The sequence below is a fragment of the Janthinobacterium aestuarii genome, assembly GCF_051380835.1.
Taxonomy (GTDB): Bacteria; Pseudomonadota; Gammaproteobacteria; order Burkholderiales; family Burkholderiaceae_D; genus Janthinobacterium; species Janthinobacterium aestuarii.
Map to the genome: position 1 here is coordinate 96,848 of NZ_JBNYXU010000014.1, position 15,935 is coordinate 112,782.

15 protein-coding genes and 2 tRNA genes are annotated in these 15,935 nt (G+C 61.4%); 13 read left to right on the plus strand and 4 right to left on the minus strand.

The window, feature by feature from the left end; translation table 11 throughout:
- The first annotated feature begins 27 nt into the window (after positions 1 to 27).
- Positions 28 to 1,335 carry a replication-associated recombination protein A gene (locus ACQ4WO_RS27520; RefSeq protein WP_436484060.1) on the plus strand — a complete coding sequence of 436 codons (1,308 nt, stop codon included), beginning with the start codon at positions 28 to 30 and terminating at the stop codon, positions 1,333 to 1,335.
- Positions 1,336 to 1,337: 2 nt separating this feature from the next.
- Here the strand turns inward: ACQ4WO_RS27520 and ACQ4WO_RS27525 are convergent, their stop codons facing one another.
- Both ACQ4WO_RS27525 and ACQ4WO_RS27530 read right to left on the minus strand, forming a co-directional pair.
- Complete coding sequence (locus ACQ4WO_RS27525) at positions 1,338 to 2,069, minus strand: NAD-dependent epimerase/dehydratase family protein (protein WP_436484061.1); 732 nt, start codon at positions 2,067 to 2,069, stop codon at positions 1,338 to 1,340.
- Positions 2,066 to 2,356, minus strand: coding sequence for a DUF2917 domain-containing protein (locus ACQ4WO_RS27530; RefSeq protein WP_051991977.1), 291 nt, complete (start codon positions 2,354 to 2,356; stop codon positions 2,066 to 2,068). The genes ACQ4WO_RS27525 and ACQ4WO_RS27530 overlap by 4 nt, the downstream gene beginning before the upstream one ends.
- Positions 2,357 to 2,536: 180 nt before the next feature.
- Between ACQ4WO_RS27530 and ACQ4WO_RS27535 the strand changes: the two genes are divergently transcribed.
- The 5 genes from ACQ4WO_RS27535 (at position 2,537) to ACQ4WO_RS27555 (ending at position 6,259) form a co-directional block, all read left to right on the plus strand.
- Positions 2,537 to 3,958 carry an aminotransferase-like domain-containing protein gene (locus ACQ4WO_RS27535; protein WP_436484062.1) on the plus strand — a complete coding sequence of 474 codons (1,422 nt, stop codon included), beginning with the start codon at positions 2,537 to 2,539 and terminating at the stop codon, positions 3,956 to 3,958.
- A 149-nt stretch (positions 3,959 to 4,107) separates the two neighbouring features.
- Positions 4,108 to 4,311: a hypothetical protein gene (locus ACQ4WO_RS27540; RefSeq protein ID WP_070304037.1), complete on the plus strand. Its 204-nt coding sequence runs from the start codon at positions 4,108 to 4,110 to the stop codon at positions 4,309 to 4,311.
- A gap of 135 nt (positions 4,312 to 4,446) precedes the next feature.
- Positions 4,447 to 5,736, plus strand: coding sequence for a serine--tRNA ligase (serS, locus tag ACQ4WO_RS27545; RefSeq protein ID WP_436484063.1), 1,290 nt, complete (start codon positions 4,447 to 4,449; stop codon positions 5,734 to 5,736).
- Positions 5,737 to 5,812: 76 nt separating this feature from the next.
- Positions 5,813 to 5,902, plus strand: a tRNA-Ser gene (locus tag ACQ4WO_RS27550).
- A gap of 267 nt (positions 5,903 to 6,169) precedes the next feature.
- Positions 6,170 to 6,259: transfer RNA gene (locus tag ACQ4WO_RS27555), tRNA-Ser, on the plus strand.
- A 173-nt stretch (positions 6,260 to 6,432) separates the two neighbouring features.
- On the opposite strand, the gene ACQ4WO_RS27560 is transcribed toward ACQ4WO_RS27555, so the two are convergent.
- Positions 6,433 to 7,074 carry a hypothetical protein gene (locus tag ACQ4WO_RS27560; protein ID WP_436484064.1) on the minus strand — a complete coding sequence of 214 codons (642 nt, stop codon included), beginning with the start codon at positions 7,072 to 7,074 and terminating at the stop codon, positions 6,433 to 6,435.
- Between the two features lie 129 nt (positions 7,075 to 7,203).
- Here ACQ4WO_RS27560 and hisC point away from each other — a divergent pair, with 129 nt between their 5' ends.
- A complete protein-coding gene (gene hisC / locus ACQ4WO_RS27565) occupies positions 7,204 to 8,262 on the plus strand; it encodes a histidinol-phosphate transaminase (protein WP_436484065.1) in 1,059 nt (352 codons plus the stop codon).
- A 48-nt stretch (positions 8,263 to 8,310) separates the two neighbouring features.
- On the opposite strand, the gene ACQ4WO_RS27570 is transcribed toward hisC, so the two are convergent.
- On the minus strand, positions 8,311 to 8,964 hold the full coding sequence (locus tag ACQ4WO_RS27570) for a PEP-CTERM sorting domain-containing protein (RefSeq protein WP_436484066.1): 654 nt from the start codon (positions 8,962 to 8,964) through the stop codon (positions 8,311 to 8,313).
- Between the two features lie 258 nt (positions 8,965 to 9,222).
- Between ACQ4WO_RS27570 and ACQ4WO_RS27575 the strand changes: the two genes are divergently transcribed.
- The 6 genes from ACQ4WO_RS27575 to ACQ4WO_RS27600 form a co-directional block, all read left to right on the plus strand.
- Positions 9,223 to 10,092: an NAD(P)-dependent oxidoreductase gene (locus ACQ4WO_RS27575; protein ID WP_436484067.1), complete on the plus strand. Its 870-nt coding sequence runs from the start codon at positions 9,223 to 9,225 to the stop codon at positions 10,090 to 10,092.
- A gap of 205 nt (positions 10,093 to 10,297) precedes the next feature.
- Positions 10,298 to 11,362, plus strand: coding sequence for a YeiH family protein (locus tag ACQ4WO_RS27580; protein WP_436484068.1), 1,065 nt, complete (start codon positions 10,298 to 10,300; stop codon positions 11,360 to 11,362).
- Positions 11,363 to 11,378: 16 nt separating this feature from the next.
- On the plus strand, positions 11,379 to 12,683 hold the full coding sequence (locus ACQ4WO_RS27585; protein WP_436484069.1) for a D-amino acid dehydrogenase: 1,305 nt from the start codon (positions 11,379 to 11,381) through the stop codon (positions 12,681 to 12,683).
- Positions 12,680 to 13,495 carry a thiazole synthase gene (locus ACQ4WO_RS27590; RefSeq protein WP_436484070.1) on the plus strand — a complete coding sequence of 272 codons (816 nt, stop codon included), beginning with the start codon at positions 12,680 to 12,682 and terminating at the stop codon, positions 13,493 to 13,495. Before ACQ4WO_RS27585 ends, ACQ4WO_RS27590 begins: the two co-directional genes overlap by 4 nt.
- A 70-nt stretch (positions 13,496 to 13,565) precedes the next feature.
- Positions 13,566 to 14,576 (plus strand): porin, encoded by a 1,011-nt coding sequence (locus ACQ4WO_RS27595; protein WP_436484071.1) that lies wholly within the window; start codon positions 13,566 to 13,568, stop codon positions 14,574 to 14,576.
- Between the two features lie 225 nt (positions 14,577 to 14,801).
- A partial coding sequence (locus ACQ4WO_RS27600) for a sulfoacetaldehyde acetyltransferase (RefSeq protein WP_436484072.1) occupies positions 14,802 to 15,935 on the plus strand: 1,134 nt, incomplete at its 3' end.

Below are 15,935 nucleotides of genomic sequence, written 5' to 3' on the forward strand. Positions count from 1 at the left end.
CTTTTGCATTCTTACCCGGTAAATATTATGGCGGATCTCTTTTCCACCGCACCGCGCCAGCCCTTGGCCGAAGCCTTGCGGCCAGCCACCCTGAACGAAGTCATCGGACAGACGCATCTGCTGGGCGTGGGCAAGCCGCTGCGCCTCGCGTTCGAGGCGGGCAAGGCCCATTCGATGATTTTGTGGGGGCCGCCCGGCGTGGGCAAGACGACCCTGGCACGGCTGATGGCGAACGCGTTCGACAGCGAGTTCATCGCCCTGTCGGCCGTGTTTGCTGGGGTAAAAGATATCCGTGCGGCCATGGATCAGGCACGCCACAGCCTGGACCAGTTCGGCAAGCACACGTTATTGTTTGTTGACGAGATTCACAGGTTCAACAAGTCGCAGCAGGACGCCTTGCTGCCCTTCGTTGAATCGGGCCTGGTGACGTTTATCGGCGCGACGACGGAAAACCCCAGCTTCGAAGTGAACTCGGCGCTGCTGTCGCGCGCGCAAGTGTATGTATTGAAATCGCTCAACGAAGACGAGATGAAACAGTTGCTGGCCAAGGCGCAGTCCACGGCGCTGACACACCTGACTTTCGACGAGGCTGCCGCCGATACCCTGATCGGCTATGCGGACGGCGATGCGCGGCGGTTTCTGAATTTGCTGGAACAGGCCGAGACGGCCTCCAGCTCGACGGGTACGACCAGGATCGACGCGGCCTTTGTCGACAACGCGCTGACCCTCAATTCGCGCCGCTTCGACAAGGGTGGCGACAATTTCTATGACCAGATTTCCGCGCTGCATAAATCCGTGCGCGGCTCGAACCCCGATGCGGCCCTGTACTGGTTTTGTCGCATGATCGACGGCGGCGCCGACCCGCGCTATTTGTCGCGGCGCATCGTGCGCATGGCTTGGGAAGACATCGGCCTGGCCGACCCCCGTGCATTGACCATGGTCAATGACGCGGCGGAAACGTATGAACGCCTGGGTTCGCCCGAAGGCGAGCTGGCGCTGGGCCAGGCCGTGATTTACCTGGCGATTGCCGCGAAAAGCAATGCCGGCTATAACGCGTTCAATACGGCCATGGCGTTTGTGAAGAAAGACAAGTCGAAGGAAGTGCCCGTGCATCTGCGCAATGCACCGACGAAGCTGATGAAGGAACTTGGCTACGGCCACGCCTACCGCTATGCGCACGACGAACCCGATGCGTATGCGGCCGGTGAAACCTACTTCCCGGACGGCATGGCCGAACCGGGCTGGTATCAGCCCGTGCCGCGCGGTCTGGAAAGCAAGATCGCCGATAAATTGGCGTGGCTGCGCGAGCTGGACAGGAAAGCCGGCAAGGGCTGAGGTTACAGTCCCAGCAGGCTGAAACCGTCGTCCTGCGGTGCATAGCCGACCAACTGGCGCGTCGCCGCGATCGACAGCCGCTTGTAGCGGTTGTCCGACACCCCATGCACGACGTGGTAACCGGCCGGTAGGTCCGCCGTCACGCAGCGGGCCAGCAATTGCACCACGTCACGCTCGCTGATGAAGGCGGCGATGTCGCGCGCGCTGTGCTGCCGGCCTGGCGAAAAATGGGCCACGTTGGCGATGCGCACGGCAATCGCCGTCATGCCGTGCTGGTGCGCAAATGCGGAAGCCACGCCTTCGCCAAAGGCCTTGCTGGCGCCATACATGTTCGCGGGGCGCGCCGGCATGCTTTCCTGTACTTGCACGTCCAGCGGATAGCCTTCGATGGCTTGCGCGCTGCTGGCAAGCACCACTCTTTTCACTCCCTGTTTCTGTGCCGCGCGGAAGATGTTGTGCGTGCCGACGATGTTCGGCTGCAGCAATTGCGTATCGAAATCGGCGCTGGCGTGCGGCACGCCTGCCAGGTGCAGCACCACGTCAATATCGGCGCAGGCAGCCAGGCAGGCGGCATAGTCGGCGACGTCAAGCTGAATGGCCGGGCAGGGCGCTTCGGCCAGCTTGCCTAGGTCGGCCAGGCGCAGGGAGAATTCCCCGTGCCGGCGCTTCCAGAAAGCGGTGCCGATGATGCCTGCGGCGCCCGTGACGAGGACGCGCAGTAGTGCTTGTGTCATGTATTCCTTGTGATCAGTGTGTGAGGCAGTGCCAGGTTCAGCCAGCGCAGCAGGGCAGGGCGCGGGGCGGCGGTCCCATGCACGCGGATGTGTCCGCTACCGACGGCTTCGACCAGCACCAGGCCGTCGTTCGGTATCGTATAGCGTTCGCCGCTGCGCAGCACGCAATCCTCGAACTGGGCGTAGGCCGTGATCCACGCCGTGCCGGACAGGCATTCGATGACCCTGGCGTGCGCTTTTTCCAGGCGCAAAGGCCGTTCGCTGCGTAATTCGTGGTCGGTATGCATGGCATCGCTCCTGTTGTGCTGACAGGAACAGCTTAGGCGCTTGCCGCGAACCATGGCAGATGCAGGAAAACGAAATTGTCATGAGCACAGAGTACTTCGTCGTACACTGTGCTTGTCAAAAAACTCGGCAACTGTATCTGTGCCGGCCACGCGCGCCAGCCGCATACTGAAGGGATGAACATGAGCGCGCATTTGAATCTGTACGAGCACCTGGCCAACGAGCTGGGCGCCTTGATCGACTCGCGCGTCTTCGCGCCCGGCGACCGCCTGCCATCGATCCGCCACCTGGCGCAGCAAAAGCGCATCTCCGTCAGCACGGTGATGCAAGCCTTGCGCCTGATGGAAGACCGGGGGCAAGTCGATGCGCGGCCCCAGTCCGGCTATTTCGTGCGCCACCGCGCCCCGCGACGCCCGTGCAGTGCGGACGCCCAGCATTTGAAAGAGCCTGCCTTTGTCGGCATCAATAATCTGTTGATGCGCGTGCTGAAGGAAAACGAGGCGCCCGATATCGTGCAACTGGGCACGGCCTGGCCGCCCGACGAGATCTTGCCGATCAAGCGTATGCAGCGCACCATCAGTGCGGTGGCGCGGCGCGAGCCCGCTTTATTGAGCAAGGTCAGCTGCTACGACGTCAGCGAAAGCAATTTCCTGCGCCAGGTGACGCGCCGCGCGCTGGACTGGGGCAAGCTGGATCCGCACGAGATCGTCGTGACGAATTCCTGCACGGAAGCGATCAGCCTGTGTCTGCGCGCCGTCGCCAGGCCGGGCGACACGATTGCCATCGAGTCGGCCACGTATTTCGTGCTGCTGCAGATGATCGAAAGCCTGGGCATGAAGGCGCTGGAAATTCCCACCGACCCGAAGACGGGGCCGTCGCTCGACGCGCTGGAGCTGGCCTTGCGCGCCGGCCTCGTGCAAGCCTGCCTGTTCGTGCCGAACGCCAATAATCCCCTCGGTTGCGTCATGCCGGAAGAAAACAAGAAGCGGCTGGCGGGGCTGCTGTCGGAATTCAATATTCCGCTGGTGGAAGACGATGTATATGGCGACCTGTGCTTTGCCCCGCAGCGGCCGTGGCCCGTGAAAGCCTACGATACGAGCGGCAATGTGCTGCTGTGCTCTTCGTTTTCCAAAGCGATTACCCCTGCCTCGCGCGTCGGTTACGTGCTGGCCGGCCGCTTCGCGCAGGAAGTGGCCTTGCTGAAAACCGTGTCGAGCGGCGCCACCAGCCATTTCTTCCAGGCCGTGCTGGCCGATTTTCTGGAGGGCAGCAGCTACGACCAGCAACTGCGCAAGATGCGGCGCACCCTGGTGCAGCGCATCGCCCGCATGTCCGACGCCGTGGCGGCCAGCTTTCCGGCGGACTGCATGCTGTCCGAGCCGCAGGGCGGTTTCGTGCTGTGGGTGCAGATGCCGCCGCAAATCGATGCGCTGGCCTTGCATGGCCCAGCCATCGCGGAAGGCGTGGCGTATATGCCGGGCCAGTTGTTCTCAGCCTCGGGCAAGTTCGGCAATTATCTGCGCCTCAACTGCGGCAATCCGTGGACGCCGCGCATTGAGCAGGCTATCAGTCGCTTAGGGCGTATCGTCAAGGACGCCTTGTAACTATTCTGCGCGCTTCAGTCCCCGTTTTTCACCGTTCGCTCCCTGTTTTTCGCCGCTGGTCGCAAGCCGGTGGCCTTGTTCGCGGCCGTTGGCTAAAGTAGCACCATACCAGCAGCAGTCAACGAAACAAACTAACCAGGAGTCACATCATGAACGCACTGAAAAACATGGAAATCACCTTTGTCGCCGCCGCCATCATCGCCATCGGCGCCAGCTTCGCCACCGCCGGCGCGAACACTCTGGAAGTGAGCGCCAGCAGCACCGTGATCGCCCAGGCTGCCGACAGCACGATGCCTGTCGTCACCGTCAGCGCCCGCCGCTTGAGCGCCGCCGAAAAAGCCGCCTTTATCTAAGCGCTGGATGTAAAGCGGGCGCGAGTGCCCAGCCATGCCGCCATGACGATGGCCGGCCATGTGCAAAACTCATAAAGAACTGAACGGGTCTTGGTACAATGAGTGCTTTCGATACATCGGCACCGCCATCCACCCATGATAGATATCCAACTTCTCCGTAAAGACATCGCCACCGTCGCAGAACGCCTGGCGACGCGCAAATTCCAGCTCGACGTGGCAGGTTTTACCGCCCTCGAAGCCGAACGCAAGGCGATCCAGACGCGCACCGAAGAGCTGCAGGGCAAGCGCAACGCGCTGTCCAAGCAAATCGGCATGTTGAAAGGCAAGGGGGAAGACACCTCGGCCGTGATGGCACAAGTGGCCGGCCTGGGCGATGAGCTGAAAGCCGATGAAGCGGCCCTGACCGTGGTGCAAGCCAAGCTGAGCGATTTCATCATGGCCGTGCCGAATTTGCCGCACGAATCGTCGCCCGTGGGCACGGACGAGTCGGGCAACGTGGAAGTGCGCAAGGTCGGCACGCCGCGCGCCTTCGATTTCGAAGTCAAGGATCACGTCGACGTGGGCGGCCCGCTGGGCCTCGACTTCGAAGTGGCCACCAAGCTGACCGGTTCGCGCTTCTCCGTCATGAAGGGCGGCATCGCCCGTCTGCACCGCGCGCTGGCGCAATTCATGCTCAACACCCACGTGGACGAGCACGGCTACACGGAATGCTATACCCCGTACATGGTCAACGCCGATTCCTTGCGCGGCACGGGCCAGCTGCCGAAATTCGAAGCGGACCTGTTTTCGGTGAAAAAAGGCGGCGCTGAAGGCGAGGGCGAGACCTTCTACCTGATCCCGACGTCGGAAGTGTCGCTGACGAATATCGCCCGCGATGAAATCCTTGCGCTCGATCAATTGCCATTGAAAATGACGGCCCATACGCCATGCTTCCGTTCGGAAGCGGGCAGCTATGGCCGCGACACACGCGGCATGATCCGCCAGCATCAGTTCGATAAAGTCGAAATGGTGCAAGTGGTGCATCCGGATACCTCGTACCAGGTGCTGGACGAAATGGTCGGCCATGCGGAAACGATTCTGCAACGCCTGGGCCTGCCATACCGCGTGATGTCGCTGTGTACGGGCGACATGGGTTTCGGCGCTACCAAGACCTTCGACCTGGAAGTGTGGTTGCCGGCGCAAAACACCTACCGCGAAATCTCGTCCCTGTCGAACTGCGAAGCCTTCCAGTCCCGCCGCATGCAGGCGCGTTTCCGCAACGCCGCCGGCAAGCCGGAACTGGCGCATACCCTGAACGGCTCCGGCCTGGCAGTGGGCCGCACCTTGGTGGCCGTGCTGGAAAACTACCAGCAGGCAGACGGCAGCGTCGAGATCCCGGCCGTGCTGCGCCCGTACATGGGCGGTCTGACGCATCTGAAGGCCTAAAATAGTCCTTTTCTTTTCGCTGCGGGCTGCTATAATCTTGCCTTCTCGCAGCAATGCGGGAAAGACCGCAGCAAATGGAGAGGTGGCAGAGTGGTCGAATGTACTTGACTCGAAATCAAGCGTACGTTAAATCGTACCGTGGGTTCGAATCCCACCCTCTCCGCCAGAACAAATAGAGAAAGCTCCCGCAAGGGAGCTTTTTTTATTTGTGGCGGCGGAGAGGAGTACGCCCCCTGCGGGGCGTACGCGTGGGATTCGAAGACGAGCGCGTACTCGCGCGAGGCTCCCCGAATCGTCCAACTAGGTTTTGATTTACCTGCAGCCCTCAGTTGCAAATCACCAATAAACCCCTACCCAACCCAGCAACACCCATGCTAAAATAGCGCCTCGTTCAAACCGGCACGCCAGCTTGAATGAATAGACCGCAGTAAACGGAGAGGTGGCAGAGTGGTCGAATGTACTTGACTCGAAATCAAGCGTACGTTAAATCGTACCGTGGGTTCGAATCCCACCCTCTCCGCCAGAATACATAGAAGAAGCTCCCGTAAGGGAGCTTTTTTTATACCCACCACAGATGCAAGCCACCAGCGCAACAAGGTCAGGTAGAAAAACCGCCCAAAGCGCGCAGCGCAAGGCGTTTTTTCCTCCATTCAGCTTTGAAAGCCAGCGTCCCCGTTAACGCAAGCCAGTGGCAAGCTAGTGCACCAGCCGCGCCACCGCAAAGGCCACGCCTGACATGGCAATTATCGTCCCCACGCACGACAGAATGACAGCCGACTTCGCCTCAGCCACATCGGACTTGGTCGCATAATTGGAGCGCACCACCGCCACGTCCATTTTCAAATTACTGACATCCGTCTTGAGACCAGTGACATCCGTTTTCAGGCCGGCAACATCCACCTTGAGACCCGCAACATCCGTTTTCAGAGCCGCAACATCCACCTTGATACCAGCAACATCCACCTTCAACTCAGCAACGTCGAGTTTCACACCAGCCATGTCCTTTCCCAATGTGTTGGCCTGCTCTTCCATGGCGCAATCCTCCATGCTTTTCACTTCATGCTCCTCGCATTTTTCACCGCTGTCAAATAGTGTGCCGAGGGTATCGTGCATGGCCTTGCTATTCCTCGCCAGGCGTTGCGCCAGTGCCGTCGCGCGTTGCAAGTCGGGCATTCCTTCGCCCTGTAGCTGGTCTGTTGCAGTCTGCAATTCGGCAGCGATCTGTTCGCTGAGGCTGGCCGCGACTTGCAGCCATGCGTCGATCTTGCGCTGGCGTACCTGTCGCTCCAGCGCGTCAGGCCGCAGCCACGGATCGCTCAGCTTGTGCATGCTATTCATGCTGCGTCCTCTTCAGCTTCGGCCGATGCCGATGCAATCCACGCTACCCCTCGCCGTCGTCACCGACCTTGACCCCGCTCAGCCTATGGTAATCTACCCCCTCCCATCCCGCCCCCACCAATAAAAGCAATGAGCCGATTCTGGAGCAACATCGTCAGCGAGCTGACCCCCTACATCCCTGGCGAGCAGCCGAAACTGCCCGACCTGGTCAAACTCAACACCAACGAAAACCCCTACGGTCCATCGCCCCACGTCCTGGCTGCGCTGCGTGAAGCAACTGAAGACAGCCTGCGCCTCTACCCCGATCCCACGGCCAGCGAGCTGAAGCAAACCTTGGCCGACTACCACGGCTTGAACAGTGCGCAAGTGTTCGTCGGCAACGGTTCCGACGAAGTGCTGGCGCTGGCCTTCATGGCCTTGCTCAAGCACGATGCGCCGCTGCTGTTTCCCGACATCAGCTATAGTTTCTATCCCGTGTATTGCAAGCTGTACGGTATCGATTACCGCACGGTAGCGCTCGACGATGCCATGCGCATCCGTCCGGAAGACTATCAAGGGCCGTGCGGCGCCATCATCTTCCCGAATCCCAACGCGCCGACAGGTGTCGACTTGCCGCTGGCCGGCGTGGAAATCCTGTTGCGCGACCATCCCGATGCCGTGGTGGTGGTCGATGAAGCGTATGTGGATTTCGGCGGCGAGAGCGCCGTGGCTCTGGTTGGGCGTTATCCGAACTTGCTGGTGGTGCAGACGTTCTCGAAATCGCGTTCGCTGGCCGGTTTGCGCGTCGGCTGTGCCTTCGGGCATCCGGACCTGATCGAGGCGCTGGAACGTGTGAAGAACAGTTTCAATTCCTATCCGCTGGACCGGCTGGCGCTGGCCGGTGCCGTCGCCTCGCTGCACGACGAAGCGTACTTCCAGCAGACGCGCCAGGCCGTCATCGCCAGCCGCGAGCAGCTGACGGCGGACCTGGAGGCGCTGGGTTTCGAGGTGTTGCCGTCGGTGGCCAACTTTGTCTTTGCCCGCCACCCGCAGCATGACGCGGCGTCACTGGCGGCCGGCTTGCGCGCCCGTTCCGTGATCGTGCGCCATTTCAATGCGCCGCGCATCAGCCAGTATCTGCGCATCAGCATCGGCAACGTGGGCGAGTGCGCGGCCTTGATGGCGGCCTTGCGCGAGATATTGTCGTGATAGCAGGCCTGGTACGGCTGCCGGCAGCCGTACCAGGCACCAGTTTGCTTACTGCTGGCTGGCCCGGCGGCGGCGCGCCATGAAGCCCAGCAAGCCCAGACCGCCCAGCAGCATGCCGTAGGTGGCTGGTTCCGGTACGGCCGACACGGACAGGTTATTGATGGTTGGCCAGATGCCGACCTGTCCGGCCGTGCTGACGGCCAGGTCCGAGAAGGCGCCCGTCGACAGGAAGCCGACAAACGATGCCTGTGTCGGCAATGCCAGTTCGTAGGTGAGCAGCTCGCCCAGCGCATTGCGTGCTGTCAAAGTGATGCTCTGAGCGTTGGCATAGCCACCGGCAGCGTTCGAGCCGAAGAAGAATCCCCCCACACCGCGTACGGCGCTGGAAAAGTTAGAGAACACGACGCTGTCGTTGCGGTTGTTCGTGCTCAGCCAGTTGTCGCTGCCCGTGCCGGCGCCATACAGGATGGGCGAGGCGCCAACGCTGCTTGCCGTGTAGGCGTAGCTGCCGGCATTGCGGAACAGCGGGCTGTCGAGCGCATCGATGGGCAAATCATCAAAGGTATCGACGCTGGTATTGCCTGCCGCTGCCAGATAGGCGGACTGGCTGGTGAAGACCGTGATGTCTGCGTGGGCAACGCTGGCGGCGAGCAGCAGGGCGGCGGCGCTGATGATTTTCATGCGGGTGAGTGAGGTTTGCAAGATCGACTCCTTAACGAGGGTTGGGAAAAGGATGTGGCAAAAGTTTCCTTATTTGTAATGCCAGTTCAATGTAATATTAAATAGAAAAAAATACAACATAAATCATTTATGATAATTTTGATCTTGCATATGTCAATCGCTGATGTTTGCCAATTGCTAATGCATGGCGACCAGAGTTGGCGTCTGGCGGCACGATGCTGCTGGCGCGGGCCATTTGTGCAACAATAATCGGATTCATACATCGACAGGACGGACAATATGGCAAAAGTGGCATTCATCGGTTTGGGCGTCATGGGCTTCCCCATGGCAGGCCATCTGGCGGCGGGCGGGCACGACGTCACCGTGTACAACCGCAACCCGGCCCGCGCGGCCGCTTGGCTCGAGCAGTACAAGGGCAGCAGCGCCGCCACGCCGGCGGCCGCCGCTGCCGGCGCCGAGTTCGTCTTCACCTGCATCGGCAACGATAACGACCTGTACCAAGTCATTTTGGAAGAGGGCGGCTTGCTGTCCGCCATGGCGCCGGGCAGCATCCTGATCGACCATACGACGGCCTCGGCCGAAGCGGCGCGCACCATCCACGCGGCGGCGAAAGAGAAGAGCGTGTTCTTCCTCGATGCCCCCGTGTCCGGCGGCCAGGCTGGTGCGGAAAACGGCAAGCTGACGGTGATGGTGGGTGGCGACGCGGAAGCGTATGCACGCGCCGAGCCCGTCATCGCCCTGTTCTCGCGCGCCGTCACCTATATGGGCGCGTCCGGTTCCGGCCAGTTGACGAAAATGGTCAACCAGATCTGCATCGCGGGACTCGTGCAGGCCTTGAGCGAAGGCATCGCCTTCGCTGAAAACGCGGGCCTGGACGCGGCGCTCGTCGTCGACGTGATTTCCAAAGGCGCGGCGCAGTCGTGGCAGCTGGAAAACCGGGGCAAGACCATGATCGAACGCAAGTTCGACTTCGGTTTCGCCGTCGACCTGATGCGCAAGGATCTCGGTATCTGCCTCGCCGAAGCCAAGCGCAACGGCAGCGACTTGCCCGTGACGACCTTGACGGACCAGTTTTACAGTGAAGTGCAGCAGGCGGGCGGCAACCGTTACGATACGTCCAGCCTGATTACCCGTTTGAACAAAAAGTAAAGTTTAACTCGTCATTAGCGAGCGGCGCGTCCCTGCAAAGGGCCGCGCCGCTTGTCGTTTACGGCGCTGGAAAGTAAAAAACGTCAGTTTCCGGAACATCAGGTTTCGATTTTCGTGGAAAAGCATGGACTTCGCTAGCTCATCGTGTATTATTAAAAAACGAGATGAAATGTCCCAATTTTTAAAACATTATGAGCGGACCCGCATGAAAACCAACTCCTCAGCGATAACACGCGTTGTCGACAAGAACATTCCCTACCTGTCTTCCGCCGTCGCCATCTGGCGTCCCCGCGCCGTGCTGCGCAGCTGGCCCGGCGTGGCCATCGCGCTGGTGATCGCCCTGTCCGCCACCTTCATTTCCAGTAATTACGGCGGCCCCCAGCTGCTGTATGCACTGTTCTTCGGCCTGGCTTTTCATTTCCTCGCCGCTGACCCCACCTGCAAGCCCGGCATCGAGTTTTGCAGCAAGGTGCTGCTGCGCACGGGCGTGGCCCTGCTGGGCGCGCGCATCACCTTCAACCAGATCGCCTCGGTCGGTGTGACGCCGTTATTGATCGTCGTCGGCGGCCTGGTGGCGACTTTGGGCTTCGGCTATTTGCTGGCCAAGTGGCTCAAGCGGCCCATCACGGAAGGGATTTTGTCGGGCGGCTCGGTCGCCATCTGCGGCGCGTCGGCCGCGCTGGCCATTTCCGCCGTGCTGCCGCAAACCAAGGAAAACGAAAAATTCACTCTGCTGACGGTGGTCGGTGTGACGACCTTGTCGACCTTGGCCATGATCGTCTATCCGTTGCTGGTCAAGCTGCTGGGCTTTGACCCGACCGAGGCGGGAGTGTTCATCGGCGGCACCATTCATGACGTGGCGCAAGTGGTGGGCGCCGGCTATCTGGTCAGCAACCATACGGGCGACGTCGCCACTTTCGTCAAACTGACGCGCGTCGCTTGCCTCGTGCCTGTCGTGCTGGGCCTGTCGATCATGTTCAAGCGCAAGGAAGGCAAGAGCGAAGTCGATGCGCCGCCGCTCGTGCCTTTCTTCCTGATCGGCTTTGTCTGGCTCGTCATTACCAACAGCCTGGGCCTGATTCCGCAGGAAGTGAATGGCTGGATCAACAATGCCTCGCGCGCCTGCCTCGTCATCGCCATTGCCGCGCTGGGCGTCAAAACGTCGTTCCAGTCGCTGGCCTCGCTGGGCTGGCGTCCCGTGATCATGCTGGTGATGGAAACCGTGTGGATCGCCGTCTTTGTCGCCATCGCCGTCCTGCTGACCCGTTAAGCGAGCCGGGCCCGCCATGAAGATCCTTGTCCTCGGCGCCGGCGTGGTCGGCACGGCATCGGCCTGGTACTTGCGCCAGGCGGGCCACGACGTGCGCGTGCTCGAGCGCCAGGCGGGTGCCGCGCAGGAAACGAGCTTCGGCAATGGCGGCCAGATTTCCGTCTCGCACGCGGAACCGTGGGCCAATCCCGCCACCCTGCGCAAAGTCTTGACCTGGCTGGGCAAGGACGATGCGCCGCTGCTGTTCCGTCCCCGTCTCGATACGCTGCAATGGCAGTGGGCCTTGCATTACCTGCGCGAATGTTTGCCATCGAGGGTCTCGCGCAATATGCGCCAGATCGTCGCCCTGGCCGAGTACAGCCGCCAGAGCCTGCAAGCGTTGCGCCGAGAAACGGGCATCGAATATGACCACCTCGAGCGGGGCATATTGCATTTCTATACGGACCAGCAGGAGTTCGATAAATCGCAGTCGGGCGCCGCGCTCTTGCGCGAGCTGGGCTGCCCGCGCAATACCGTCAGCGCCGATGAAGTGATCCGGCTGGAACCGGCCCTGCGCCATGCACGCAGCCAGATCGTCGGCGGCGATTTCACGGCCAGCGACGAGTCGGGCGACGTGCATTTGTTTACCACGGCCTTGGCGGCCCGCGCGGCCGCGGCCGGCGTGGATTTTCAGTATGGCACGACGGTGACGCGCTTGCTGGCGGATGGCGAACGCATCACGGGCGTGGAATGCATCGATGCCTACGGCCGTCACCGCTTCGATCATGCGGACGCCGTGGTGGTGGCCATGGGCAGCTTTTCCGCGCCTCTGCTGCAGCCGCTCGGCATCCGCTTGATGCTGTATCCGGGCAAAGGTTACTCGGCTACCTATCCGATACTCGACCCTGCCAGAGCACCGACCGTCTCGCTGACGGACGACGGCCACAAGCTGGTGTTTTCGCGCCTGGGATCGCGCTTGCGCGTGGCGGGCACGTGCGAGCTGAGCGGCTACACGCGTGAACTGAACCCCGTGCGCTGCGCCGCCATCACGCGCAGAGTGCAGGCGCTGTTCCCCCACGCCTGCGATTACAGCGATCCCGTCTACTGGGCCGGCTTGCGCCCCCTGACACCGTCGAACGTGCCGTATATCGGCGCCACGCGTTACCGCCAGCTGTTCCTCAACACGGGCCACGGCACCCTGGGCTGGACCATGGGTTGCGGCGCGGGCAGGGCGATCGCCGAGCTCGTGTCGGGACGGCGGCCGGAAGTCGATTTTGCGTTTTGCGGAGAAACCCTTCGCGAGGTACCGCAGTTACATCAACTTAGGAGAGCATCACGATGAGAGACGACGCCACCCCCAGCCAACCACCGACCGGCCTGACCCTGGCCGGCACCACCTACCAGTCGCGCCTGCTGGTGGGCACGGGTAAATACAAGGATTTCGAGGAAACGCGATTGGCCATCGAAGAGAGCGGCGCCGAGATTGTCACCGTGACGATCCGCCGGGTCAACATCGGCCAGGAAAAGGGCGAGCCGAACCTGCTCGACTTCATACCGCCATCGAAATACACGATCCTGCCCAACACGGGCGGCTGCTACAACGCGCGCGACGCCGTCTACACCTTGCAGCTGGCGCGCGAGCTGCTGGGAGGCCACCAGCTGTGCAAGCTGGAAGTGCTCGGCGATGAAAAGACCCTGTTCCCGAACATGCCGGAAACATTGAAGGCGGCGCAGGAACTGGTGCGCGACGGTTTTCAGGTGATGGTGTATTGCAGCGACGACCCCATCCAGGCGCGCATGCTGGAAGACATCGGCTGCATCGCCGTCATGCCGCTGGCGTCATTGATCGGCTCGGGCATGGGCATTCTGAATCCGTGGAATTTGTCCCTGATCATCGAGCAAGCCCAGGTTCCCGTGCTGGTCGATGCCGGCGTGGGCACGGCGTCGGACGCTGCCATCGCCATGGAACTCGGTTGCGACGGCATCCTGATGAATACCGCCATCGCGGCGGCGCGCGAACCGATACGCATGGCGCGCGCCATGAAATTGGCAGTGCAGGGCGGACGCGAGGCCTATCTGGCCGGGCGCATGCCCCGAAGAGCAGGCGTCATGAGCGCCTCGCCGTCGTCGCCGATGGCCGGGCTGATCGCCTGAGTCCGATTTGTAGCAAGGCAGTTGTTTATCGTTTCAAGCGTTTATAAAAACCACAATACCTGGAGATGACATGAATCACACACTCGTAGCGGCAGCCATCCTGGCCTCCTTCTTCGCCGGCAACGCCAGCGCCCAATCGTCCGTCACCGTGTACGGCTTGCTCGATGCGGGCCTGACGTCCGAACACGGCGGCGCTGACGGTTCCGTTACCAAGCTGGCCACCGGCGTGCAGTCGGGCAGCCGCATCGGCTTCAAGGGCACGGAAGACCTGGGCAACAACCTGAAGGCCAATTTCGTGCTGGAAAATGGTCTCGACGTGGATACGGGTGCCAACCGCCAGGGCGCCCTGTTCGGGCGCAAGGCTTACGTGGGCCTGTCGGGCGGCTACGGCGCCGTGAACCTGGGCTTGCAGCACAACCCGCTGTTCACCGCGCTGGACAATATCGACCCCTTCGAGACGGGCATGACGGGCGCCTCGATCAACCTGATGAGCGTGGCCAGCTTGCGCACGAAAAATTCCATCATGTATGAAACGCCGAAGGTGAACGGCTTGTCGGCCGCCGTGATGGTTGGCCTCGGCGAAAAGCCGGACAGCAATACCCTGGGCCGCACCATCGACTTTTCCATCGATTACGCCAACGGCCCGCTGGTGCTGACCCTGGCCCATGACAACCGCAAGGACACGCCGCTGAACACGGCGAAGGTCACCTTGCTGGGCGGCACCTACGACTTCGGCCCCGCCAAGCTGCACGCCGCCTATGAAACGGACAAGGATGACGCGGGCACGGATTTCCGCAGCTACATGCTGGGCGCGTCGGCCCCCGTGGGCGCGGCGGGCAGCGTGATGGCGTCCTATATCAAGAAGGATGACCGCACGAATGCGCGCCGCGGCGGGCGCCAGTTGGCCATCGGCTACACCTATGCCTTGTCCAAGCGCACGAATCTGTACACCTCGTACGGGCGCATCAACAACGATGGCGCTGGCACCAATTTCGTCGGCGATGCATCAAGCGGCGGCAGCGTGCCCTTGCCTGGGCATAACTCGAGCGCCTTCACGGCCGGCATGCGGTTGAAGTTCTAAGCACGGCGGAGCAGGGAGCGATGGCGGCTTGTCTGTTGCGGATAAGCCGCCATTGTTGTTTCAGCAGCGGTGCACATGCATGGATTCCGGATTCAGGAATGAAACAGTCCGATTTTTCATGAGTTTTCATTGACAGCGCATTTCGCAACCGTTAAATTGAGCATGTATTTCAAATATCGGAACAAAATATACCGATTTTTTATAAAACCGTAAGGAGACTGAGCCATGACTGATTTGTCCGACCAAAAAGCCGCCGCCGCAGCGGCCATCCCCACCGGCCCGCAAAAGATGACGCCTTCCGAAGCGTTCGTGGAAACCCTGGCCGCCAATGGCGTGACCGACATGTTCGGCATCATGGGCTCGGCCTTCATGGACCCGATGGACATTTTTGCCCCCGCCGGCATCCGCCTGATCCCCGTCGTGCATGAGCAGGGCGCCGGCCACATGGCTGACGGTTACGCCCGCGTCTCGGGCCGCCATGGCGTCGTCATCGGCCAGAACGGCCCCGGCATCAGCAATTGCGTGACGGCGATTGCCGCCGCCTACTGGGCGCATACGCCCGTCGTCATCATCACGCCGGAGACGGGCACCATGAGCATGGGCCTGGGCGGCTTCCAGGAAGCGAACCAGCTGCCGATGTTCGAGGAATTCACGAAGTACCAGGGCCATGTGACCAATCCGGCACGCATGGCGGAATTCACGGGCCGCTGCTTTGACCGCGCCATGTCCGAAATGGGCCCGACGCAGCTGAATATCCCGCGCGACTATTTTTATGGCGAAATCAAGGCCGAAATTCCAAAACCGAACCGCCTGGACCGTGGCGCCGGCGGCGAACAAAGCCTCAACGATGCGGCCGAGCTCTTGGCCAAGGCCAAGTTCCCCGTCATCATCTCGGGCGGCGGCGTCGTCATGGGCGAAGCGATTGAGGAGTGCAAGGCCCTGGCCGAGCGCTTGGGCGCCCCTGTCGTCAACAGCTACCTGCATAACGATTCCTTCCCCGCCAGCCATCCGCTGTGGTGCGGTCCGCTCGGTTATCAAGGTTCGAAAGCTGCCATGAAACTGATCGCCAAGGCCGACGTCGTGGTCGCCTTAGGCTCGCGCCTGGGCCCGTTCGGCACCTTGCCGCAGCACGGCATGGATTACTGGCCGAAAAACGCGAAGATCATCCAGATCGACGCGGACAACAAGATGCTGGGCCTGGTCAAGAAAATCTCCGTCGGCATCTGCGGCGACGCCAAGGCAGCCGCCAAAGCCATCCTGTCCCGCCTGGACGGCAAGAGCCTCGACTGCGACGCGACGCGCGACGAGCGCTATGCCACCGTGCAAGCGGAAAAGGCGGCATGGGAAGAGGAACTGACG